Consider the following 22,976-nt stretch of genomic DNA (forward strand, 5'->3'; position numbering starts at 1 on the left):
GCCCGTCACACCCGTGGCGAGTCCACAGCCGCTCCCACGAGGAGGTGCCGTCATGACGGTCATGGAGCAGCGGGGCGCTTACCGGCCCACACCGCCGCCCGCCTGGCAGCCCCGTACCGACCCCGCGCCGCTGCTGCCCGACGCGGAGCCGTACCGCGTCCTCGGCACGAAGGCCGCCGAACAGGCGGACCCGGAGCTGCTGCGCACGCTGTACGCCCGGCTGGTCGGCGGCCGGCGCTACAACGCGCAGGCCACGGCGCTGACCAAGCAGGGCCGGCTGGCCGTCTACCCCTCCAGCACCGGTCAGGAGGCCTGCGAGGTCGCCGCCGCGCTGGCTCTGGAGGAGCGGGACTGGCTCTTCCCCAGCTATCGCGACACGCTCGCCGTCGTCGCCCGCGGGGTCGACCCCGTCGAGGCCCTCACCCTGCTGCGCGGCGACTGGCACACCGGCTACGACCCCTACGAGCACCGGGTCGCGCCCCTGTCCACGCCGCTGGCCACCCAGCTGCCGCACGCCGTCGGCCTCGCGCACGCCGCCCGGCTCAAGGGCGACGACGTGGTCGCGCTCGCCATGGTCGGCGACGGCGGCACCAGCGAGGGCGACTTCCACGAGGCGCTGAACTTCGCGGCCGTCTGGCGGGCACCGGTCGTCTTCCTCGTGCAGAACAACGGCTTCGCGATCTCCGTCCCGCTCGCCAAGCAGACCGCGGCCCCGTCGCTGGCCCACAAGGCCGTCGGCTACGGCATTCCCGGCCGCCTGGTCGACGGCAACGACGCCGCCGCCGTGCACGAGGTCCTGACCGACGCCGTACGCCGCGCGCGCTCGGGCGGCGGTCCCACGCTGGTGGAGGCGGTGACGTACCGGGTCGAGGCGCACACCAACGCCGACGACGCGACGCGCTACCGGGGCGACGCCGAGGTCGAGGCCTGGCGCCGGCACGACCCGATCGAGCTGCTTCAGCGGGAGCTGACCGAGCGCGGCCTGCTCGACGAGGAGGGTGTCCGGGCCGCCCGCGAGGACGCCGAGACCATGGCCGCCGACCTGCGCGCCCGCATGAACCAGGACCCGGAACTCGACCCCATGGACCTGTTCGACCACGTCTACGCCGAGCCCACGCCGCAGCTGCGCGAGCAGCGTGACCTGCTGCGGGCGGAGCTGGCGGCGGCGGCCGAGGCGGAGACCGGGTCCGCGTCCGGGGCGCCCGAAGGGGGACACCGATGACCACCGTCGCCGTCAAGCCGGCCACCATGGCGCAGGCCCTCACCCGCGCGCTGCGCGACGCCATGGCCGCCGACCCGAGCGTGCACGTCATGGGCGAGGACGTGGGCGCCCTCGGCGGCGTCTTCCGGGTCACCGACGGACTCGCCGAGGAGTTCGGCGAGGACCGCTGCACGGACACCCCGCTCGCCGAGGCCGGCATCCTCGGCACGGCCGTGGGCATGGCGATGTACGGGCTGCGCCCGGTCGTGGAGATGCAGTTCGACGCCTTCGCCTACCCGGCGTTCGAGCAGGTCGTCAGCCACGTCACCAAGATGCGCAACCGCACCCGCGGCAGGATGCCCCTGCCGCTGACCATTCGCGTGCCCTACGGCGGCGGTATCGGCGGCGTCGAGCACCACAGCGACTCGTCCGAGGCGTACTACATGGCGACTCCGGGGCTCCATGTCGTCACGCCCGCGACCGTCGCCGACGCCTACGGGCTGCTGCGCCGGTCCATCGCCTCCGACGATCCGGTGGTCTTCCTCGAACCCAAGCGTCTGTACTGGTCGAAGGACGCCTGGAACCCCGAGGAGCCGACGCCCGTTGAACCGGCAGGCCGCGCGGTGGTGCGGCGCTCGGGCAGGAGCGCCACACTCATCACGTACGGACCGTCGCTGGTCGCCTGCATGGAGGCGGCCGAGGCGGCCCGGGCCGAGGGCTGGGACCTCGAAGTCGTCGATCTGCGCTCCCTGGTGCCGTTCGACGACGAGACGGTGTGCGCTTCGGTGCGGCGGACGGGACGCGCGGTCGTCGTCCACGAGTCGGGTTCCTTCGGGGGCCCGGGCGGGGAGATCGCGGCCCGGGTCACGGAGCGCTGCTTCCACCACCTGGAGGCACCGGTGCTGCGTGTGGCCGGGTTCGACATCCCGTACCCGCCGCCGATGCTGGAGCGTCACCACCTGCCCGGTGTGGACCGGATCCTGGACGCCGTGGGGCGCCTGCAGTGGGAGGCCGAAAGCTGATGGCACACGCTTCTGATGGGCGCAGCCTGGAGTTCAAGCTCCCCGACCTCGGTGAGGGGCTCACCGAGGCGGAGATCGTGCGCTGGATGGTCGAGGTCGGCGACGTCGTGGCCGTCGACCAGCCGGTCGTCGAGGTCGAGACGGCCAAGGCGATGGTCGAGGTGCCCTGCCCCTACGGGGGCGTGGTCACCGCCCGCTTCGGCGAGGAGGGCTCGGAGCTGCCCGTCGGAGCGCCGCTGCTGACGGTGGCGGTGGGCGAGGGCGCCGCCGGCCTCCCGGCGCGGGACTCGGACACCGGCGGCGAGGCGGCTGATCCGGCGCGAGCCGCGGATCCGGCGCGAGCCGCGGAGCCGGAAGCCGGGCAGGCGAAGGCCGGGGGCTCGGGCAACGTCCTCGTCGGATACGGCACCTCCGAGGCGCCCGCGCGCCGGCGCCGGGTCCGGCCGGACCGGCAGACGTCCACCGCGGCGGCGACCGGACGGGTGAACGGCCGGGTCCGTACCGCGGACCCGGTGGACGGCCCCGTCCCCGTCATCTCCCCGCTGGTGCGCAGGCTGGCCCGGCAGCACGACCTGGACCTGCGCGAGCTGACCGGCTCCGGCCCGGACGGGCTGATCCTGCGGGCGGACGTGGAGTACGCGCTGCGTGCCGCCGCCGCGCACGGCGGCCGTACGGCGGTCCGGGAGGGACAGGCCGACACCACCCGGGCACCGGCACCCGTGGCCCCCGCCGCGCGGTCCGGCGGTGTCCGCACCCCCCTCAAGGGCGTCCGCGGCGCCGTCGCCGACAAGCTCTCCCGCAGCCGGCGCGAGATCCCGGACGCGACCTGCTGGGTGGACGCCGACGCGACCGAGCTGATGGGGGCGCGCACGGCCATGAACGCGGCGGGCGGGCCGAAGATCTCCCTCGTCGCGCTGCTGGCCCGGATCTGCACGGCCGCCCTGGCCCGCTTCCCGGAGCTGAACTCCACGGTCGACACGGAGGCCCGCGAGGTCGTCCAGCTCGACCACGTCCACCTCGGCTTCGCGGCGCAGACCGACCGGGGACTGGTCGTGCCGGTCGTCCGGGACGCGCACGCGCGGGACGCCGAGGCGCTCACCGCCGAGTTCGCCCGGCTGACCGAGGCGGCCCGGGCCGGCCGGCTGACCCCCGGTGAACTGACCGGCGGCACCTTCACGTTGAACAACTACGGAGTCTTCGGCGTCGACGGCTCCACGCCGATCATCAACCACCCCGAGGCGGCCATGCTCGGCGTCGGCCGCATCGTCCCCAAACCGTGGGTGCACGAGGGCGAGTTGGCGGCGCGTCAGGTCGTCCAGCTGTCGCTCACCTTCGACCACCGGGTGTGTGACGGCGGTACGGCGGGCGGTTTCCTGCGGTACGTGGCGGACTGCGTGGAACAGCCGGCGGTGCTGCTGCGGACCCTGTGACGAGGGTCCGACGCCGAAGCCGGTCCGCGCACTCCGATCGCGCGGGCTCCCCCACGTTCCCTGTGATCGCCCGGCAACGCATACTCGGGGGGTGACCGCGTACGAGCCCTCCGGTGATCCCGGCGCCGGCACCGACCCCGCGCCGGGTCCGGCCTCCGCCGGGTACGACGCCGTCGTGCTCGCGGGCGGGGCCGCGCGGCGGCTCGGCGGCGCCGACAAACCCGGCCTCCGCGTGGGCGGTCGCGCGCTGCTGGACCGGGTGCTCGCCGCCTGCGCCGGAGCGCGGACGACCGTCGTGGTCGCCGCCCAGCGGCCCACCGCCCGCCCGGTGACCTGGGCGCGCGAGGACCCGCCCGGCGGCGGACCGCTCGCCGCCCTCGCCGCCGGTCTGCGGCACACCACTGCCGAGCACGTCGTGGTGGTCTCCGCCGACCTGCCGTTCCTCGCCGGCCCCACCGTCGGACGACTGCTGTCGGCCCTCGCCGCGAGCGACACCGACGGCGTGCTGCTCACCGACGCCGATGGCCGCGACCAGCCCCTCGTCGCCGCCTACCGTGCGCCCGCGCTGCGCCGCGAACTGGCCGCGCTCGCCCGGGTCCGGGCGAACCTCACCGGGCTGCCTCTGCGCCGGCTGACCGGCGCGCTCCGCCTCACCCGTGTCCCCGACGCCGTCGCTTCCTTCGACTGCGACACCTGGGACGACATCGCCACCGCAAGGGCACGCATCAGGGAGCATGGTCACGTGTTGGACGAATGGATTACCGCAGCCAAGGACGAGTTGGGCATCGACCTCGACGTCGACACCGGCGTTCTGCTCGACCTCGCCCGGGACGCCGCCCACGGGGTGGCCAGGCCCGCGGCGCCGCTGACCACCTTCCTCGTCGGCTACGCGGCCGGGCGGGCCCAAGGAGGCCCCGAAGCCGTCGCCGAGGCCGCCCGCAAGGCCGCCGCCCTCGCCCAGCGCTGGGCCGAGGAGGCCGCCGACGCCGAGTCCGCCCCCGCGGCGGGCAAGCCCGACGTGGCTCCGGACGCCACCCCCGACACCCGCCCGGACGCGCGATGACCTCCCACGGCACGCGGACCGACGAGGAAGCCGAAGACCTCGACGTCGAGGAGGCGCTCGCCCTCGTGAAGGAGAACCCCGGCCCGTCCGGCCCGCCCCACGGCGACCACGACCACGCGGAGACGCCCGCGCACGCCACGCACCACGGCGACCACCGTCACCACGGGCCCCACGGCGGCCCGCACCAGCAGGCCGACTCCCACCACCGCGCGACCTCCTGGCCCGAAGCCCGGGCGACCGCCGAGCGCGCCGCCCGTGCCGCCGTCCGTGCCGCCCGCCGCGCCCCGCTCGCCGCGCCCCTCGACGCGGCCCTGGGCCTCACCCTGGCCGCGCCGCTCACCGCCCTGACCGACCTGCCCTCCTTCGACACCTCCGCGATGGACGGCTGGGCCGTCGCCGGCCCGGGCCCCTGGACGGTGCGGGACAAGGGTGTCCTGGCCGGACACGCGGAACCCGCGCCCCTCACCGACGGCGAGGCCGTCCGTATCGCCACCGGCGCGCGCGTCCCCCTGGACACCACCGCCGTACTGCGCACCGAGCACGGCCGTACCGACGGCAGGGACCGGCTGCAGGCGACCCGGGAGGTCGTCCACGGCCAGGACATCCGCCCGCGCGGTCAGGAGTGCCGCAGCGGCGACCAGTTGCTGCCCATCGGCGCCCTGGTGACGCCGGCCGTGCTGGGCCTCGCGGCAGCCGCCGGCTACGACAGCGTCACCGCGGTCGCCCGCCCACGCGTCGACGTCCTCGTCCTCGGCGACGAACTGCTCACCGAGGGCCGGCCGCACGACGGCCTCATCCGGGACGCGCTCGGCCCGATGCTGCCGCCCTGGCTGCGGGCCCTGGGCGCCGAGGTCCGCGTGGTCCGCCGGATCGGCGACGACGCCAAGGCCCTGCACCGCGCCGTCACCACCTCCGACGCCGACCTGGTCGTCACGACCGGCGGTACCGCCGCGGGTCCCCTCGACCACGTCCACCCGGTCCTGAGCCGCATCGGCGCCGAACTCCTCGTGGACGGCGTCAAGGTGCGCCCCGGCCACCCCATGCTGCTGGCCCGGCTCAAGGACGACCAGCACCTCGTCGGCCTGCCCGGCAACCCGCTCGCCGCCGTCTCCGGACTGCTCACGCTCGCCGAACCGCTGCTGCGCACCCTCGCCGCCCGCCCGGCGCCCGAGCCGTACACGCTGCCGCTGCGGGACGCGGTGCACGGGCACCCGTACGACACCCGGCTCGTCCCCGTCGTGCTGCGCGGCGACGGTGCCGTGCCGCTGCACTACAACGGTCCGGCCATGCTGCGCGGCATCGCGGCCGCCGACGCCCTGGCCGTCGTACCCCCGGGCGGGGCGCGTCCGGGCCAGGAGGCCGAACTGCTCGATCTGCCCTGGGCCACCGGCGGAATCGGAGTGTGTTTCACGTGAAACTTCCGGGCCAGGACGCGATCGCCCGCCAGGCGGACGAACACCTCATGACCCATCGGGTGAAACTCCCGAGGAAGCTGGTGGAGCACCCGATCCGCCAGGTCGGCAAACGGCTGTCCATCGCCCTGCTGGTCCTTCTGGTGACCGTCCTGGTCGTCTATGTCGACCGTGACGGTTACACCGACAACTCCGACGACGTCGTCGATGTCCTCGACATCTTCTACTACGCCACCGTCACCCTCTCCACCACCGGATACGGCGACATCGTCCCGGTCAGCGATGCCGCCCGGCTGACCAACATCCTGGTCATCACCCCCCTGCGCGTGATGTTCCTGATCATCCTGGTCGGCACCACGCTGGAAGCCCTCACCGAGCGCACGCGGGACGAGTGGCGCCTGAACCGCTGGAGGTCCACCTTGCGCGATCACACCGTCGTCGTCGGCTTCGGCACCAAGGGACGGTCGGCGATCCAGACCGTCTGTGCGACCGGGCTGCGCAAGGAGCAGGTCGTCGTGGTCGATCCCAGCGGGAAGGCCATCGAGGCGGCGACGGCCTACGGCTACGCGGGCGTGGTGGGTGACGCGACGCGCAGCGACGTGCTGAACCGCGCCGAGGTGTACCGGGCGAGGCAGATCATCGTCGCCACCCAGCGCGACGACACGGCCGTACTGGTGACGCTGACGGCCCGGCAGCTCAACCGCGGGGCGAAGATCGTGGTCGCGGTCCGCGAGGAGGAGAACGCGCCGTTGCTGAAGCAGTCCGGCGCCGACGCCGTGATCACCAGCGCCAGCGCCGCGGGCCGCCTGCTCGGGCTCTCCGTGCTCAGCCCCGCCGCCGGCATGGTCATGGAGGATCTCATCAGCCAGGGCAGCGGGCTGGACCTCGTCGAGCGGCCGGTCATAAAGGCCGAGGTGGGCAGGAACCCGCGCGAGACGGACGACCTGGTGGTGAGCGTCCTGCGCGGACACCGGGTGCTCGGCTACGACGACCCGGCCGTCGGCGGACTGGAGCTGACGGACCGCCTGATCACGATCGTGCGGGCGACGCCGGCCACCCATGTGGCCCCCGACGCCCGCCCGCTGCCCCGCGACTGACGGGGCGCCGATCCCGTACCGCGGAGGCTACTTGCGGTTGTAGAGCCGCATCGTGACCGGGCCGAAGACCAGGAGGAGCAGACCCGCCCAGCCCAGTGTCCAGGCGATCTCGACGCCGGGCCAGTCGCCCGCCATCAGTCCGCGCACCGCGGACGCCAGATGCGTGATCGGGCTGTTGTTGACGAACACCTGCAGCCAGCCCGGCATCGTCTTGGGGTCGACGAAGACGTTGGACAGGAAGGTGAGCGGGAAGATCACCATCATGCTGACGCTCATCACCGACTTCTCGGTGCGCAGCATCAGCCCGAACATCGTCCAGATCCACGAGAAGGCGAACGAGAACACCAGCAGCAGCGCGATTCCGGCGATCACACCGCCGAGCCCCCCGTCCGGCCGGTAGCCGAGCAGCAGACCCACGGCGAGCATGACGACGGACGCGATCGTGTAGCGCAGCGCGTCGCCGAGCAGATAGCCGACCATCGCCGAGGGCCGCCAGATCGGCAGCGAGCGGAAGCGGTCGAAGACGCCCTTCTCGATGTCGATGTTCACCGAGACCCCGGTGTACATCGTGATCATCACGACCGACATCACGAGGATGCCCGGCAGCACGAACTGGATGTAGTCGCTCGGCGAACCCGCCAGCGCACCGCCGAAGAGGTACGTGAACATCAACAGGTTCATGATCGGGAAGGCGGTGACGTCGAAGAGCTGCTCCGGCACGTGCTTGATCTTGAGGATCGCGCGCCATCCGAACGTCAGGGACGTGGACAGGGCACTGGGCCGGGGCGGGCGCTCCTTGGTGACCAGCAGGGCCGCCAGCGACTCGGTGCTGACCGCGGCGAGTTCCTTGCTCTCGGTGCTCGTGGCCGTGCTCATGCCGCCACCTCGTCCTTCGTGTCAGGGCCGGCGCCGGTGCCGTTGCCGGTGCTCTGGCCGGTGTCGTGCCCGGTCAGCGCCAGGAAGACCTCGTCGAGGCTGGGCTGTCCCAGGGAGAAGTTGTCGACGGTGATGCCGGCCCTGGTCAGCTCGCCCAGCGCCTTGGCGGCCTGGTCGGCGGCCGTGTCGCTCGCCGCCACCCCGAGGCGCGCGGTCAGCGCCACCGGGTCGGGCTCCAGCTGCACCTCGGCGACCAGCAGGTCCCGCAGCAGCCGCTCGGCCTCGGGCCGCTGGTCGGCGTCCCGCAGCCGCAGATGGACGGAGCCCGCGCCGACGGACGCCTTCAGCTCGCCCTTGGTGCCCTCGGCGATCACCCTGCCCTTGTCGATGACGGCGATCCGGGACGCCAGTTGGTCGGCCTCGTCCAGGTACTGCGTGGTCAGCAGCACGGTCGTGCCCTGGGCGACGACCGCGCGCACGATGTCCCACACCTGGTTGCGGCTGCGCGGGTCGAGGCCGGTCGTCGGCTCGTCGAGGAAGAGCAGATCGGGGGTGTTCAGGATGGACGCGGCGATGTCGATGCGCCGCCGCATGCCGCCGGAGTAGTGCTTGACCTGCTTCGTCGCCGCGTCCGTCAGCCCGAAGGCCTCCAGCAGCTGGGCACCCCGCTCCCGCGCTGCCGTCTTGCCGTGCCCGAGGAGCCGGCCCAGCAGGATCAGGTTCTCGGTGCCGGTGAGGTCCTCGTCCACGGACGCGTACTGCCCGGTGAGGCTCACCCGGCTGCGCACCTCGTCGGCCTCGCGCACGATGTCGTGGCCGAAGACGTGGGCCTGGCCGCCGTCCGGCCGCAGGAGGGTGGCGAGCATCTTCACCGTGGTGGTCTTGCCGGCGCCGTTCGGGCCGAGGACGCCGTAGACCGTGCCGGCGGGTACCGCGAGGTCCACCCCGTCCACGGCCCTGGTCTCGCCGAACGTCTTCACCAGTCCCGCGGTCTCGATCGCGAGTCCGGACGTGTGCGTGCTCATTGGTGGTCCTTCCGCGTTCTTGGGCTACGCATGGGAAGACCTTTACCGTCGCGCAAACTCATCGGTCGCGCACAGGGATTTTCCGGTGGACGGTCCCGAAGTCGGAGGGCGCCGCGACCGGGAGACGGAGAGCGCTCCGACCGGGGACCCAGGCGGAGGGGCCCGAGCAGGGGTGGAGGAGTAGCGTCGCCCTCATGCATGCGATCACGATTTCCGAACCCGGAGGCCCCGAGGCGCTGGTCTGGGCCGAGGTCCCCGATCCGGTGCCCGGCGAGGGCGAGGTCCTGGTCGAGGTGGCGGCCAGCGCCGTCAACCGCGCCGACATCATGCAGCGCCAGGGCTTCTACGACCCCCCGCCCGGCGCCTCCCCCTACCCCGGCCTGGAGTGCTCCGGGCGCGTCGCCGCCCTCGGAACGGGCGTGACCGGCTGGTCCGTGGGCGACGAGGTGTGCGCGCTGCTCGGAGGCGGCGGCTACGCCGAGAAGGTCGCTGTTCCGGCCGGTCAGCTGCTGCCGGTTCCGGCGGGCATCGACGTCAAGCGGGCGGCGGCGCTGCCCGAGGTGGTCTGCACCGTCTGGTCGAACGTCTTCATGGTCGCCCACCTGCGCCCCGGCGAGACGCTGCTCGTGCACGGCGGTTCCAGCGGCATCGGCACCATGGCGATCCAGCTCGCCAAGGCCGTCGGCGCGAAGGTCGCCGTGACGGCGGGCACCAAGGAGAAGCTGGAGCGCTGCGCCGAACTGGGCGCCGACATCCTGATCAACTACCGCGAGCAGGACTTCGTCGCCGAGGTGAAGGAGGCGACGGGCGGCGCGGGCGCCGACGTCATCCTCGACAACATGGGCGCCAAGTACCTCGACCGCAACGTCCGGGCCCTCGCCGTCAACGGCCGGCTCGCGATCATCGGCATGCAGGGCGGCCGGAAGGGCGAGCTGGACATCGGCACGCTCCTGGCCAAGCGCGCCGCCGTCAGCGCGACCTCACTGCGCACCCGCCCACGGGAGGAGAAGGCGGCCATCGTGGCGGCCGTACGCGAGCACGTCTGGCCGTTGCTCGACGGCGGCAGTGGTGCTCGTGTACGCCCGATCGTCGACCGCGAACTCCCGATGAGCGACGCCCCCGCCGCCCACCGGGTCGTGGAGGAGAGCGGCCACATCGGCAAGGTGCTGCTGATCGCCTCGTAGCGGCTGTGCGTCAGCCGCGCCGCAGGCGGAGGCCGACGAAGGCCAGGGCCAGGCCGAGGCCGATGAGGACCAGTCCGCTGCCCAGGGGCAGGGCTCGCACCACGGGCTCGGTGGCGTCGTCGGCCTGCGTGCCGGTCTGCGGCTGGGAACGGGACGGGGACGGGGAGGGCACCAGGGCGGCCTCCCCGGGTGGCACGGCGGTCTCCGCATCGTCGGGCAGGCCCTCGTCACCGTCCGCCCGGTGGCGGGCGTTCTCGTCCGCGCCGCCCTCTTCCGGCTCGCGCTCCTCGGGCCGCCCGGGCCGCTGCCGCCCCTCGCCCGGCCGGCTCCCCGCCCGGGAGGGCTCCGGGTCGGCCGTCGATGCGCCCGACCCGGAGGCAGAGGCGGAGGGGGAGGCCGTCGCGGAGCCACGCGCCGCGCTGCCCGCCGGGCCGGATTCCTCGCTGGACGGGGCGGCGGTGCCGGCATCCGAGCTGTCGGGGCCGTCGTGACCGTCGTCGTGCTGGGGGCGCTCGTGACCGTTGTGCCCGTCGCGACCGCCGGAGCCATCCGAGTCGGCCGCCCCCGGAACCGAAGCCGGAGCCGACCCGGACGGAGCCGGGGACACGGCGGCCGGCCCGACAGCGGGGGCGACCGCCCCGGCCGCCCCGACCGTCGCGAACCCGGCGCCGTGCGCCACCCCCACCCCGCACGGCGACACCAGCGCGCTCGCCCCCAGGACCCCCACCAGTCCCGTCGCTCGAAGTGTGCGCAGCCATGGAGTCACGTCGGTGACCCCCTCCCGGTGATAACCAGTCGCAGAAATCGACGGAACAAGCCTCACACCGCCCCGCCATACCGGCATTCCGGACGCCGCCGAATGTGTGGAGCACGCTTCCGCGGGGGCGCCACCCCGTCGCGGTGCACCGGTGCGAGAGAATGGCGCCATGGAGATGCCGAGGAACGACAGGTCGCCGGAGAACCCCCAGATCCTGGTCGTCGGCCAGGACGGAATGGCGCTCAGCGGCGGTGCCGGCGGGGACGACGAGTCCCGCGAGATCCCGGTGACCGAGCAGGTGGAACAGCCTGCCAAGGTCATGCGGATCGGCAGCATGATCAAGCAGCTGCTGGAGGAGGTGCGCGTCGCGCCCCTGGACGAGGCGAGCCGGGCCCGGCTCAAGGAGATCCACGCCAGCTCGGTGAAGGAGCTGGAGGACGGCCTGGCGCCGGAGCTGGTCGAGGAGCTGGAGCGGCTCTCCCTGCCTTTCACGGACGACGTCACCCCGACCGACGCCGAACTGCGGATCGCGCAGGCGCAGCTGGTCGGCTGGCTGGAGGGCCTGTTCCACGGCATCCAGACCACGCTGTTCGCCCAGCAGATGGCCGCACGGGCCCAGCTGGAGCAGATGCGCCGCGCGCTGCCGCCGGGCGTCGGCCAGGACGGTGAGGAGCCGCCCCACCCCGGCGGCCGCTCGGGTGGCCCCTACCTGTAGGCCGCCGGCACCGGCAGGGACAACGACCCACCGACACCACGAAGGGCCCGGCAGCACCTGCTGCCGGGCCCTTCGCCGTACACCGGGCCCCGCGCCACGCGAGTCGCGCGATCAGGACGGCGGGTTGCCCGTCGAGACCTTGAGCTGGATCTCCGGCATGTCCTCGGGGTCGACGTCCGTACCGGGCGCGGGGAACTGGTCGCGGATCGAGCCCTCACCGTAGGTGTTCTCGTCGACGTCCACGACCTTCATCCGCCAGCCCGCGGCGTTGAAGCACTCCTTGACCGAACCGATGTACTTGAACGTGAAGTCCGGCACCTTGATCTTGTCGGGGTCGTTGTACGACTCCTCCGGCTCGGTGCACTCGTCCTTCTCGATCGTCTTCGTCTTGTCCGGCCCGCGGTAGCCCGCCGCCTTCGACGCCGACGCGCTGGCGCTGGTCTCTCCGCCGCCCTTGGGATCGTCACCGCCGCCGCTGTTCATCATCAGCGCGCCGACCAGACCGCCAACGGCCACGACGGCCACGACGATCGATCCCATGATCACCGTCTTGTTGTTCTTGCGACCGCCCGGGGAACCGGACGCCGGGGCCGACGGCGTGAGGTTGTACGGCGGCGGGGTCGACGGGCCCTGGGGGGAGTACGCGGCCGGCGTCGGGTAGCCGCCCTGCTGCGGATAGCCGTACGCGGGCGAGTGCGGGGCGGGCGCCGGGGTGCCGTACGGGTTCGGGCCCGGGGCCGGTGTCGGCTGGTACGGCGTCTGGACGGGGCCGGTGGGCACCGGTCCGCTCTGGTCGACCGGCGGGAAGACCGCGGAGCCGACGCCCGCGCCGCTCGACGCGTGCGCGCCGGGCACGATGCTCGGCGGGGCCGCCTGGAAGGAGGCGGCCACGCGCAGGCACTCGTCCCGCATCGCCTCGGCGCTGGGGAAACGCTCGTTGGGGTTCTTCTTCAGCGCGCGGGCCACCAGCGCGTCCACGGCCGGCGGCAGGGCGCGGTTGACGGACGAAGGAGCCACCGGCTCCTCCTGCACGTGCGCGTACGCGATGGCCAGCGGCGAGTCCGCGTCGAACGGCAGGCGGCCGGTGACCAGTTGGAAGAGCATGATGCCGACCGAGTACAGGTCGGAGCGGGCGTCCACGCCGCGGCCGAGGGCCTGTTCCGGCGAGAGGTACTGCGGGGTGCCGACGACCATGCCGGTCTGCGTCATCGAGGTCACGCCGGACTGCATGGCGCGGGCGATGCCGAAGTCCATCACCTTGACCACGCCGCGCTTGGTCATCATCACGTTGCCCGGCTTGATGTCCCGGTGGACCAGGCCCATCTCGTGGCTGATCTCCAGGGCCGCCAGCACGTCCGCGGTGATCTTCAGCGCCTTGTCGGCGGGCATCGCACCCTGCTGCCGGACGTCCTCGTCGAGCACCGAGCCGAGCGGCCGGCCCTCGACGTACTCCATGACGATGTACGGAGTCGTCATGCCGCCAAGGTCGTCCTCGCCGGTGTCGAAGACGGAGACGATGTTGGTGTGCGTGAGCTTGGCCACTGCCTGGGCCTCGCGGCGGAAGCGCTCGCGGAAGGCCTGCTCCCGGCCCAGCTCGGTGTGCAGCGTCTTGATCGCGACCTGGCGGTCCAGCACGGAGTCGTACGCCAGGTGCACGGAGGCCATGCCGCCCTCGCCGAGCAAGTCGCGCAGCTGGTAGCGGCCGCCGGCGAGCGCCCGCCCCGCGTACCGGCCCTGTCCGGCGTCCTGGCTCATGTCTCTGCGTCCCCCATAGGCGCCGCGACGCCGGTGGCAGCGGCACGCGCGCTCGCGTTCGTGATCGTGATCGAAAGTGCGATTCCCGGCCAAGTCTGCCCCAGGGCACTGACACGTCAAGCGCGGTGCCCGTTCCGTGACCGTACGCGAAAGAAGCGTCGCGGAAGCGTTACAGCCGACGTACCGCCGGTACACAGAATTTGCACGACAGTACGGATTCAGGGTTTCATGACCGGTCCGTCTCGATGCCGGTCGCGGCGCCCATCTCGGACCGGAGGCCCCCGCGAAGGCTGTAGCGTGGCCGACGGAGACCGTAACAACACCGCGCGCACCGCGGGCAGAAACGACGGCGAGGACTGATGGCACAGCAGCAGCGCGCCCAGGGCCCGTCCGAACCCGAGGCGACTGGCGGCGGTATGGCTGACGCGCCGGAGACCTGGGGCAACGGCGGGTTGGTCGGCGACGGCCGGTACCGGCTGACCCGCAGGCTCGGGCGGGGCGGCATGGCCGAGGTGTTCGCCGCCGAGGACGTGCGCCTCGGACGCACCGTGGCGGTCAAGCTGCTGCGCGCCGACCTCGCCGAGGACCCGGTCTCCAAGGCCCGCTTCACGCGCGAGGCCCAGTCGGTGGCCGGCCTCAACCACCACGCGATCGTCGCCGTGTACGACTCCGGCGAGGACTTCGTCGGCGGCCAGTCCGTGCCGTACATCGTGATGGAGATCGTCGAGGGCCGCACCATCCGCGACCTCCTCCTCAACGCCGAGGCGCCCGGCCCCGAGCAGGCGCTGATCATCGTCTCCGGTGTCCTGGAGGCGCTCGCCTACTCCCACCAGCACGGCATCGTGCACCGCGACATCAAGCCCGCCAACGTCATCATCACGCACAACGGCGCGGTGAAGGTGATGGACTTCGGCATCGCCCGCGCCCTGCACGGCGCGTCCACGACGATGACGCAGACCGGCATGGTCATGGGCACCCCGCAGTACCTCTCCCCGGAGCAGGCCCTCGGCAAGGCCGTCGACCACCGCTCCGACCTGTACGCGACGGGCTGCCTGCTCTACGAACTGCTCGCGCTGCGTCCGCCGTTCACCGGCGAGACCCCGCTGTCGGTGGTCTACCAGCACGTCCAGGACATCCCGACGCCGCCCTCCGAGGTCTCCGACGCCACTCCGCCGGAGCTCGACGGCCTGGTGATGCGCTCGCTCGCCAAGGAGCCCGACGACCGTTTCCAGACCGCCGAGGAGATGCGCGGCCTGGTCCAGTACGGGCTCCAGATGCTCTACGAGCAGGGCGGCCACACCGGCACCTGGAACACCGGCCCGGTCGCCGCGCACGACGGCCGGCACACCCCGGCGGCCGGCCTCGGCCTCGCGGGCACCTCGGTGCTGCCGCACCCCGGCCACGGCGCGTCGGGCACCCAGCAGATCCCCCAGCCGATCCTGCCGAACGGCGGCTACGGCGGGGGCGACGACGGTGGCTTCGAGGGCCGCGGCAACAAGGGCAGCGGCCGCGGCAAGCTGTGGATCCTGGCCGTCCTCGCGGTGATCGCCATCGCGGCGGGCGTCGCGCTGGCCCTGAACAACGGCGACGGCGGCAAGGGCGGCACCGAGACCGACAAGAGCCCGTCGGCGTCCACCTCGCAGAGCTCCGACGAGGAGTCGCCCAGCCCGTCGCCCAGCGACGAGGAGACGCAGGAGACCACCGACCCGGGCACGGAGCAGGGCAACGGCGGCGGAGGCACGGGCGGCGGGGACTACACGCCGTCGTACACACCGTCGTACACGCCGTCGCAGAGTGTCACGGAGGACCCGACGGGCGATCCCACGGGTGACCCGACGGGTGACCCGACGACGCCCACGGGTGACCCGACGACGGATCCGACGACGGATCCGACGGGTGACCCGACCGGCGGCCCCCCGACGGGCGGCACCGGTGGCGGCGAGACCGGTGCCCCGGGCGACGAAGAGGGCGAGGGCTGAGCCGAACCGCTCCCCACGCGCGCGTGCGGCCCGGAAACGGGCTTCACGCGCGCGTCGCGTTTCGGGGAGGTCACAGAGAGCCGGCGGCGCCGTCCGTGAAGTGCACGGAGCCGAACTGCGGCTCGATCCGCAGGTAGACCGGCTCGAAGGGCTCGCCGTCCACCTGGCGGGGCGCGGGGCCGAAGCGTTCGATCTCGTCGGCGCTCGGTTCGTGGACGTCGCACCGGCCCACGACCTGCACGGTCCACAGGCTCTCGCCGGGCCCGGCGGAGCTCAGGTTGTCGGCGCCGTACGCGACGACGCTCCCGGCGCACACCTGGTGGTACCCGCAGCTCCTGGGCATGCGCAGCAGGACCCGGCCGTCGGCCACGATGTGCCGCGCGAAGGCGAGGAAGGGCAGGGCACGCAGGCTGGTGGCGGCACGGCCGTGGGCGGTGCGGCCGAGCAGGCCGACGGCGAGCTGTTCGTCGGAGGGCATGGCATTACCGTGCGGGAGCGGGAGGCGACGGGAACAGAGTCGCCCGCCCCGGCGTGAGGGGACATAGGTCCCGAATAAGTCCGGCTCGCGTTTCTCAGCGGTTCTCGGCCTGCAGCCGGGCCACGAACGCGGCCGCCTGTGAACGCCGCTGCATTCCGAGTTTGGCCAGCAGACTCGACACGTAATTCTTGATCGTTTTCTCGGCCAGGTGCAGCTGCTCGCCGATCGCGCGATTGGTCAGCCCCTCGCCGATCAGCTCCAGGATGCGCCGCTCCTGCTCGGTGAGACGGGCGAGCCGGTCGTCGGCCCGGGTACCGCCGTCGCGCAGCCGCTCCAGTACGCGCGCCGTGGCCGCCGGATCGAGCAGGGGCTTCCCCCGTGCCACCTCCCGTACGGCGCTCAGCAGCTCGGCGCCGCGGATGTCCTTGAGGACGTAGCCGGAGGCGCCCGCCATGATCGCGTCGAAGAGGGCCTCGTCGTCGGCGAAGGAGGTCAGCATGAGGCACCGGACGGACTCGTCCCGGGAGCGGATCTCGCGGCACACCTCCACGCCGCTGCCGTCCGGCAGCCGGACGTCCAGCACCGCCACGTCCGGGCGGGTGGCCGCCACCCGGGCCGGGGCGTCGGCCGCCGTGCCGGCCTCGCCGACCACCTCGATATCGGCCTCGCCCGCGAGCAGATCGTGCACCCCCCGGCGGACGACCTCGTGGTCGTCGAGGAGGAATACCCGGATTTTTCCGTCTTCGCGCACGGGCTCAGTCTCACACACCAACTCTTCCCGTGCCCGGGGTGGCCGGGATAACGTGCCGTTGTTCCGGCCCCCTGCGAGGCTGTGACCAGTAAAACTTCCGTACTTCGCCGATTTACTTGGAAATCCGAGTAAAAACGCAGGTCAGGTGGGGTTTCACAGAAATGTGGAGCACTGGGTAACGTGCTGTTCGCAGGGCGCTCGCCGGGGCACCTGTCACGCCTGTTCCCGATCGGGCCGCACCCACCCTTGTGCGACCGCCGGGCCGCAGGTGAGCCGCACTGGCTTCCGGCGAACCCGGGGGCCGGACCGACGGAGGAGCACACGTGACCGAGAGCACTGCCGCGCGCAAGCCGCGACGCAGCGCCGGAAGCAAGGCGACCGGTACCACCGGCACCAAGGCCGGCGCCGCGGCTGCCAAGACCGGCGCCAAGACCGGCACCACCGGCACCAAGCGCACCACCCGCACCGCTGTCGCCAAGAAGGGCTCCGAGACGGAGCTGGTGCAGCTGCTGACGCCCGAGGGCGAACGCGTCGAGGATCCCGCCTACGCCGAGTACGCCGGGTTCGTCGCCGACATCACCCCCGACGAGCTGCGCGGCCTGTACCGCGACATGGTGCTCACCCGGCGCTTCGACGCCGAGGCCACCGCCCTGCAGCGCCAGGGCGAGCTGGGCCTGTGGGCCTCGCTGCTGGGCCAGGAGGCCGCCCAGATCGGCTCCGGCCGGGCCACCCGCGAGGACGACTACGTCTTCCCGACCTACCGCGAGCACGGCGTCGCCTGGTGCCGCGGGGTGGACCCGACCAACCTGCTCGGCATGTTCCGCGGCGTGAACAACGGCGGCTGGGACCCCAACAGCAACAACTTCCACCTCTACACCATCGTCATCGGCTCGCAGACGCTGCACGCCACGGGCTACGCGATGGGCATCACCAAGGACGGCGCGGACTCCGCGGTGATCGCCTACTTCGGCGACGGCGCCTCCAGCCAGGGCGACGTCAGCGAGGCGTTCAACTTCGCCGCCGTCTACAACGCCCCGGTCGTCTTCTTCTGCCAGAACAACCAGTGGGCGATCTCCGAGTCCAACGAGAAGCAGACCCGGGTGCCGCTCTACCAGCGCGCCCAGGGCTTCGGCTTCCCCGGCGTCCGCGTCGACGGGAACGACGCGCTGGCCTGCCTCGCGGTCACCCGGTGGGCGCTGGAGCGGGCGCGGCGCGGTGAGGGCCCGGCGCTGATCGAGGCGTACACGTACCGCATGGGCGCCCACACCACCTCGGACGACCCCTCCCGCTACCGGCACGACGACGAGCGCGCCGCCTGGGAGGCGAAGGACCCGATCCTGCGCCTTCGCCGCTACCTGGAGTCCGCAAACCACGCGGACGAGGGATTCTTCGGGGAACTGGAGGCGGAGAGCGAGACGTTGGGCAAACGAGTGCGCGAAGTGGTCCGTGCCATGCCGGACCCGGATCGGTTCGCCATCTTCGAGAACGCGTACGCGGACGGGCACGCGCTCGTCGACGAGGAGCGAGCCCAGTTCGCCGCCTACCAGGCGTCGTTCGCAGAGGCAGAGGGGGTCTGACATGGCAGCCGAAAAGATGGCGCTGGCCAAGGCGATCAACGAGTCGCTGCGCCGCGCGCTGGACTCCGACCCCAAGGTCCTGATCATGGGAGAGGACGTCGGCAAGCTCGGCGGCGTCTTCCGGGTCACCGACGGTCTCCAGAAGGACTTCGGCGAGGACCGGGTCATCGACACCCCGCTGGCCGAGTCCGGCATCGTGGGCACCGCCATCGGTCTCGCCCTGCGCGGGTACCGGCCGGTGGTCGAGATCCAGTTCGACGGTTTCGTCTTCCCGGCCTACGACCAGATCGTCACCCAGCTGGCGAAGATGCACGCCCGCTCGCTGGGCAAGGTCAAGATGCCCGTCGTCATCCGCATCCCCTACGGAGGCGGCATCGGCGCGGTCGAGCACCACTCCGAGTCCCCCGAGGCGCTGTTCGCGCACGTGGCGGGCCTGAAGGTGGTCTCCCCGTCGAATTCGGCGGACGCGTACTGGATGATGCAGCAGGCCATCCAGAGTGACGACCCGGTGATCTACTTCGAGCCCAAGCGGCGCTACTGGGACAAGGGCGAGGTCGACAGCGAGGCCATCCCGGGCCCGCTGCACACCGCGCGGGTGGTGCGCGAGGGCAGCGACCTCACGCTCGCCGCGTACGGCCCGATGGTGAAGCTCTGCCAGGAGGCCGCCGACGCGGCGGCCGAGGAGGGCCGCTCGCTGGAGGTGGTGGACCTGCGGTCCATCTCCCCGGTCGACTTCGACACCATCCAGGCGTCGGTGGAGAAGACCCGCCGCCTGGTCGTGGTCCACGAGGCACCGGTGTTCCTGGGCTCGGGCGCGGAGATCGCGGCCCGGATCACGGAGCGCTGCTTCTACCACCTGGAGGCCCCGGTGCTCCGGGTCGGCGGCTACCACGCCCCGTACCCGCCGGCCCGCCTGGAGGAGGAGTACCTGCCCGATCTGGACCGGGTGCTGGATGCCGTCGACCGCTCGCTGGCGTACTGAGGAGAGGGTCGTGACGACAATGACCGAAGGGTCCGTACGCGAGTTCAAGATGCCCGACGTGGGCGAGGGACTCACCGAGGCCGAGATCCTCAAGTGGTACGTCCAGCCCGGTGACACGGTCACCGACGGCCAGGTGGTGTGCGAGGTCGAGACGGCGAAGGCCGCCGTCGAACTGCCCATCCCCTACGACGGAGTGGTCCGCGAGCTGCACTTCCCCGAGGGCACCACGGTCGACGTGGGTACGTCGATCATCGCGGTGGCCGTCGGCGACGCGGCGGCGGCGCCCGTGCCGGAACCGGGGCAGGATCCCGTAGAGGGCGCGGCGGGCACGGCGGCCGAGTCGGCCGCGCCGACCGCGCCGGCCGCGACCGAGGCCGAGGAGAAGAAGCCGGAGGGCCGCCAGCCGGTCCTGGTCGGCTACGGGGTGTCCACCTCCGCGACCCGCCGCCGCCCCCGCAAGGGCGCGGAGATCCCGGCCCAGGAGGCCTCGGCCGCCTCCGCCGCGATCCAGGCCGAGATGAACGGCCACGGATCCGCACCGGCCGTCACCCGAGGGCGCCCGCTCGCCAAGCCCCCGGTGCGCAAGCTGGCCAAGGACCTCGGCGTCGACCTGGCCACGGTCGCGCCGACCGGCCCGGACGGCATCATCACGCGCGAGGACGTGCACGCGGCGGTGGCCCCGGCACAGGCCCCGGAGCCCGAGGCGGCACCGGCGGCAGCCGCCGCGGCCACCCCCGCGGCCCCCTCCCCGGCGACCGCGGTGTCGTACGACACGGCGCGCGAGACCCGTATCCCGGTCAAGGGCGTCCGCAAGGCGACGGCGGCGGCGATGGTCGGCTCGGCGTTCACGGCGCCGCACGTCACCGAGTTCGTGACGGTCGACGTGACGCGCACGATGAAGCTGGTCGAGGAGCTGAAGCAGGACAAGGAGTTCACGGGCCTGCGGGTGAACCCGCTCCTGCTGATCGCCAAGGCCCTGCTGGTCGCCATCAAGCGCAACCCGGACGTCAACGCGTCCTGGGACGAGGCGGCGCAGGAGATCGTGGTCAAGCACTACGTCAACCTGGGCATCGCCGCGGCGACCCCGCGCGGCCTGATCGTCCCGAACATCAAGGACGCCCACGCCAAGACGCTGCCGCAGCTGGCGGGGTCCCTGGGCGAGCTGGTGACGACGGCCCGGGACGGCAAGACCTCCCCGGCCGCCATGCAGGGCGGCACGGTGACCATCACCAACGTCGGCGTCTTCGGCGTCGACACCGGCACACCGATCCTCAACCCGGGCGAGTCCGCGATCCTCGCGGTCGGCGCGATCAAGCTCCAGCCGTGGGTGCACAAGGGCAAGGTGAAGCCGCGTCAGGTGACCACCCTGGCGCTGAGCTTCGACCACCGTCTGGTCGACGGCGAGCTGGGCTCCAAGGTCCTCGCCGACGTGGCGGCGATCCTGGAGCAGCCGAAGCGGTTGATCAGCTGGGCGTGAAGCCACGAATCGACTAGGTTCATGTTGGGAGGGGCGCCGCAAGTTCCAGTTGCGACGCCCCTCTTGTCGTGCCGGGCTCAGCTCCGGTTCAGCACGTACACCGGAGCCCCGTTCTCGGCCCCGCCCCGCGAGCGGATGCAGGCGTGGGTGCGCAGCAGCCGCAGGCACTCGTTGACCCGCCGCACGGAGAGCCCAGTACGGGCGGCGATCGACTCCAGCGGCTCCCGCAGCTCACCCTTCTCGACGAGCACCGGTGCGATGACCAGGGCGACCGTCCACACGTCCTCCGTCACGGCCAACCGCTGCCGCCAGTCGGCCAGTACGGACTCCGTGGTGGGTGCCGGGGCGAGGTGGCCGAGGGTTCCCCCTTGGTGGAGGACCAGGGTGTCGAACCGGTCCGCGATGCGCTCCAAGGCGTGCACCATGGCCTGCTGCACGGCGAGGGTGGCCTGTTGGGCGGCGAGGGTGGCCTGCTGCGTGGACAGCATCTCCTTCTGCAACGCGATCGACGTACGTTGGCCCTCGGCCAGCTCCTCGTCCAGCTGCAGATTGTGCGCCTCCAGCCGGACGATCGCCTCGGCCACCTGGTCCGGCATGGCGTAGGCGATGGGCGCGCCGGGTGTGGCGGGCTGCACTTCGGCCTCGTCCAGAGAGTACGAACCCTCGCGCTGCACGGTCTCGATGACTTCGGCGACCCACTGCTTGAAGGGGGCGCAGGCCGGTTTGGTGCAGGCGTTGACGAGGAGGATGAGGCCTTGGAGATCAATGAGTTGCAGGTCTCGTCGCCAACTCCTACCTGCGGGAACGCTGAGACTGTGACTTCCAGTCACAGTCTCGAGATTGTCTCGATGCTCCTCCGGAACGTGATCGAGAAGCGCCTTTCGGGTCGTGGTGTATCCCAACTCCCTGCACACGTCCGCCGCCGGGAACCAGTGGCTTCCGTCCGGCATGGTCAGCCTCCGTACTCGGGCGCCGGTGGCCGCGTACACGAAATCGTTGACGTCGATCGCCTCGTGCCGCTCGGCGGAGTTCCGCCGCTTACTGGGTTCGTTCACGTGAACCACCTCCGTCGCGGAACGTAGGACCGGACCGATGGCATATGCCAGCGGTCTCCGGGACGTTCACGACTGCGAGCGAAAATGATCGAGTACCGCTGCGTCGGCCGGTGGGTCGGGTGTATGGCGAAGGGGCCCACCGGCACAGGCGAGCCCCTTCGGACGGCTTCGTGCGTGTCAGACCCTGCCGAACCCGTAGTTCATGAGCTTCGTCGCGTCCTTGGCGCGCTGGGACGAGGACGAGGAGGTCAGGACCGTGCCGATGACGGTCTTGCCCTTCCGGGTCGCGGCGAAGACCAGGCAGTACTTGGCCTCCGGGCCCGACCCGGTCTTCACACCGATCGCGCCGCTGTAACTGCCCAACAGCGTGTTGGTGTTGGTCCAGGGCGCCATCGTGCGGGTGCCGCCCTTCTTGGTGACCGTCTTCGCCGTGTACTTCTTCGTCCTGACGACGGTGCGGAAGGTGGAGCTCTTCATCGCACTGCTCGCGAGCTTCGTCAGATCGCGCGGCGTGGAGTAGTTCTTGCCGTTGCCGATGCCGTCGAACGAGTCGAAGTGCGTGTTCTTCAGGCCGAGGCTCTTGGCGGTGGAGTTCATCTTGCCGATGAACGACTTCACCCGGGCCGCCCGCGTCTTGCCCGAGCCGAACTTGTCGGCCAGCGCGTACGCGGCGTCGCAGCCGGACGGCAGCATCAGCCCGTACAGCAGCTGCCGGACCGTCACCTTGTCGCCGACGATCAGGCGGGCGGAGGAGGCGTTCTTCGACACGATGTAGTCGCTGTACGCCATCTGGATCGTGACCTTGGCGTCCAGGTTCAGCTTCGGCTGCGAGAGCACGACCTTGGCGGTCATGATCTTGGTCGTGGAGCCGGTGGAGCGCCGGGTGTCCGCGGCCTTGGTGTAGAGCGCCTTGCCGTTCGCGTTGTTCATCACGAAGCCGCCCTTGGCGACGATCGAGGGCGCGGCGGCGGCCCGTGCGGGCGCGGCCTGTGCGGATGACGCGGCCTGCGCGGGCACGGCTTGGGCGGGCGCGGCCTGCGCGGGCGCGGTGGAGAGGGCTCCGGTCGCGAGTACGGCGCCGCTGGTCAGGGCGACGGCGACGGCTTTGCGGAGCCGGATGCCGTGAATGCTGTTTATCAA

20 protein-coding genes are annotated in these 22,976 nt (G+C 72.1%); 12 read left to right on the forward strand and 8 right to left on the reverse strand.

The window, feature by feature from the left end:
- Positions 1-52 precede the first annotated feature (52 nt).
- The 6 genes from pdhA (ACFW48_RS14665) to ACFW48_RS14690 all read left to right on the forward strand — a co-directional run bounded on the left by pdhA (ACFW48_RS14665) (position 53) and on the right by ACFW48_RS14690 (position 7,225).
- Positions 53-1,222: a pyruvate dehydrogenase (acetyl-transferring) E1 component subunit alpha gene (gene pdhA, locus ACFW48_RS14665; RefSeq protein ID WP_386314342.1), complete on the forward strand. Its 1,170-nt coding sequence runs from the start codon at positions 53-55 to the stop codon at positions 1,220-1,222.
- A complete protein-coding gene (locus ACFW48_RS14670) occupies positions 1,219-2,223 on the forward strand; it encodes an alpha-ketoacid dehydrogenase subunit beta (protein WP_386314345.1) in 1,005 nt (334 codons plus the stop codon). The genes pdhA (ACFW48_RS14665) and ACFW48_RS14670 overlap by 4 nt, the downstream gene beginning before the upstream one ends.
- The gene (locus tag ACFW48_RS14675; RefSeq protein ID WP_386314348.1) at positions 2,223-3,653 is read left to right on the forward strand and encodes a dihydrolipoamide acetyltransferase family protein; all 1,431 of its coding nucleotides are present in this window, start codon (positions 2,223-2,225) and stop codon (positions 3,651-3,653) included. The genes ACFW48_RS14670 and ACFW48_RS14675 overlap by 1 nt, the downstream gene beginning before the upstream one ends.
- A gap of 91 nt (positions 3,654-3,744) precedes the next feature.
- Complete coding sequence (locus ACFW48_RS14680) at positions 3,745-4,716, forward strand: NTP transferase domain-containing protein (protein ID WP_386314351.1); 972 nt, start codon at positions 3,745-3,747, stop codon at positions 4,714-4,716.
- Positions 4,713-6,131: a molybdopterin-binding protein gene (locus tag ACFW48_RS14685; protein WP_386314354.1), complete on the forward strand. Its 1,419-nt coding sequence runs from the start codon at positions 4,713-4,715 to the stop codon at positions 6,129-6,131. The genes ACFW48_RS14680 and ACFW48_RS14685 overlap by 4 nt, the downstream gene beginning before the upstream one ends.
- Complete coding sequence (locus ACFW48_RS14690) at positions 6,128-7,225, forward strand: potassium channel family protein (RefSeq protein WP_386314357.1); 1,098 nt, start codon at positions 6,128-6,130, stop codon at positions 7,223-7,225. Before ACFW48_RS14685 ends, ACFW48_RS14690 begins: the two co-directional genes overlap by 4 nt.
- Positions 7,226-7,252: 27 nt before the next feature.
- Here ACFW48_RS14690 and ACFW48_RS14695 read toward each other — a convergent pair whose 3' ends face one another.
- Together ACFW48_RS14695 and ACFW48_RS14700 are read right to left on the reverse strand one after the other, a co-directional pair.
- Positions 7,253-8,101 (reverse strand): ABC transporter permease, encoded by an 849-nt coding sequence (locus ACFW48_RS14695; RefSeq protein WP_386314360.1) that lies wholly within the window; start codon positions 8,099-8,101, stop codon positions 7,253-7,255.
- On the reverse strand, positions 8,098-9,126 hold the full coding sequence (locus ACFW48_RS14700; RefSeq protein WP_386314361.1) for an ATP-binding cassette domain-containing protein: 1,029 nt from the start codon (positions 9,124-9,126) through the stop codon (positions 8,098-8,100). Before ACFW48_RS14700 ends, ACFW48_RS14695 begins: the two co-directional genes overlap by 4 nt.
- A gap of 194 nt (positions 9,127-9,320) precedes the next feature.
- Between ACFW48_RS14700 and ACFW48_RS14705 the strand changes: the two genes are divergently transcribed.
- Entirely contained in the window at positions 9,321-10,310 is a 990-nt protein-coding gene (locus ACFW48_RS14705) for an NAD(P)H-quinone oxidoreductase (RefSeq protein ID WP_386314364.1), read from the forward strand.
- 10 nt (positions 10,311-10,320) lie between these two features.
- Here ACFW48_RS14705 and ACFW48_RS14710 read toward each other — a convergent pair whose 3' ends face one another.
- Entirely contained in the window at positions 10,321-11,076 is a 756-nt protein-coding gene (locus ACFW48_RS14710) for a hypothetical protein (RefSeq protein WP_386314366.1), read from the reverse strand.
- A gap of 160 nt (positions 11,077-11,236) precedes the next feature.
- Between ACFW48_RS14710 and ACFW48_RS14715 the strand changes: the two genes are divergently transcribed.
- Positions 11,237-11,782 carry a bacterial proteasome activator family protein gene (locus ACFW48_RS14715; protein ID WP_386314368.1) on the forward strand — a complete coding sequence of 182 codons (546 nt, stop codon included), beginning with the start codon at positions 11,237-11,239 and terminating at the stop codon, positions 11,780-11,782.
- A 111-nt stretch (positions 11,783-11,893) separates the two neighbouring features.
- Here ACFW48_RS14715 and ACFW48_RS14720 read toward each other — a convergent pair whose 3' ends face one another.
- The gene (locus tag ACFW48_RS14720; RefSeq protein ID WP_386314371.1) at positions 11,894-13,537 is read right to left on the reverse strand and encodes a protein kinase; all 1,644 of its coding nucleotides are present in this window, start codon (positions 13,535-13,537) and stop codon (positions 11,894-11,896) included.
- A 359-nt stretch (positions 13,538-13,896) separates the two neighbouring features.
- Between ACFW48_RS14720 and ACFW48_RS14725 the strand changes: the two genes are divergently transcribed.
- Positions 13,897-15,516 (forward strand): protein kinase, encoded by a 1,620-nt coding sequence (locus tag ACFW48_RS14725; protein WP_386314374.1) that lies wholly within the window; start codon positions 13,897-13,899, stop codon positions 15,514-15,516.
- Positions 15,517-15,586: 70 nt separating this feature from the next.
- Here the strand turns inward: ACFW48_RS14725 and ACFW48_RS14730 are convergent, their stop codons facing one another.
- Together ACFW48_RS14730 and ACFW48_RS14735 are read right to left on the reverse strand one after the other, a co-directional pair.
- Positions 15,587-15,994 carry a pyridoxamine 5'-phosphate oxidase family protein gene (locus tag ACFW48_RS14730; RefSeq protein ID WP_386314376.1) on the reverse strand — a complete coding sequence of 136 codons (408 nt, stop codon included), beginning with the start codon at positions 15,992-15,994 and terminating at the stop codon, positions 15,587-15,589.
- A 94-nt stretch (positions 15,995-16,088) separates the two neighbouring features.
- The gene (locus ACFW48_RS14735) at positions 16,089-16,745 is read right to left on the reverse strand and encodes a response regulator (protein WP_386314379.1); all 657 of its coding nucleotides are present in this window, start codon (positions 16,743-16,745) and stop codon (positions 16,089-16,091) included.
- 323 nt (positions 16,746-17,068) lie between these two features.
- On the opposite strand from ACFW48_RS14735, the gene pdhA (ACFW48_RS14740) reads away from it, so the two are divergent.
- Genes pdhA (ACFW48_RS14740) through ACFW48_RS14750 form a run of 3 tightly spaced genes read left to right on the forward strand, consistent with a single transcriptional unit; the run spans position 17,069 to position 20,781 of the window.
- Positions 17,069-18,322: a pyruvate dehydrogenase (acetyl-transferring) E1 component subunit alpha gene (gene pdhA / locus ACFW48_RS14740; protein WP_386314381.1), complete on the forward strand. Its 1,254-nt coding sequence runs from the start codon at positions 17,069-17,071 to the stop codon at positions 18,320-18,322.
- Positions 18,323-18,338: 16 nt separating this feature from the next.
- Positions 18,339-19,304: an alpha-ketoacid dehydrogenase subunit beta gene (locus ACFW48_RS14745; RefSeq protein WP_386314903.1), complete on the forward strand. Its 966-nt coding sequence runs from the start codon at positions 18,339-18,341 to the stop codon at positions 19,302-19,304.
- Between the two features lie 10 nt (positions 19,305-19,314).
- Positions 19,315-20,781: a dihydrolipoamide acetyltransferase family protein gene (locus tag ACFW48_RS14750; RefSeq protein ID WP_386314383.1), complete on the forward strand. Its 1,467-nt coding sequence runs from the start codon at positions 19,315-19,317 to the stop codon at positions 20,779-20,781.
- A gap of 77 nt (positions 20,782-20,858) precedes the next feature.
- Here ACFW48_RS14750 and ACFW48_RS14755 read toward each other — a convergent pair whose 3' ends face one another.
- Together ACFW48_RS14755 and ACFW48_RS14760 are read right to left on the reverse strand one after the other, a co-directional pair.
- Complete coding sequence (locus ACFW48_RS14755) at positions 20,859-21,836, reverse strand: Bro-N domain-containing protein (RefSeq protein ID WP_386314385.1); 978 nt, start codon at positions 21,834-21,836, stop codon at positions 20,859-20,861.
- A gap of 177 nt (positions 21,837-22,013) precedes the next feature.
- Positions 22,014-22,976 (reverse strand): D-alanyl-D-alanine carboxypeptidase family protein, encoded by a 963-nt coding sequence (locus tag ACFW48_RS14760; RefSeq protein ID WP_386314387.1) that lies wholly within the window; start codon positions 22,974-22,976, stop codon positions 22,014-22,016.

The sequence above is a fragment of the Streptomyces sp. NPDC058812 genome (genome assembly GCF_042744565.1).
GTDB classification, from domain to species: domain Bacteria; phylum Actinomycetota; class Actinomycetes; order Streptomycetales; family Streptomycetaceae; genus Streptomyces; species Streptomyces thinghirensis.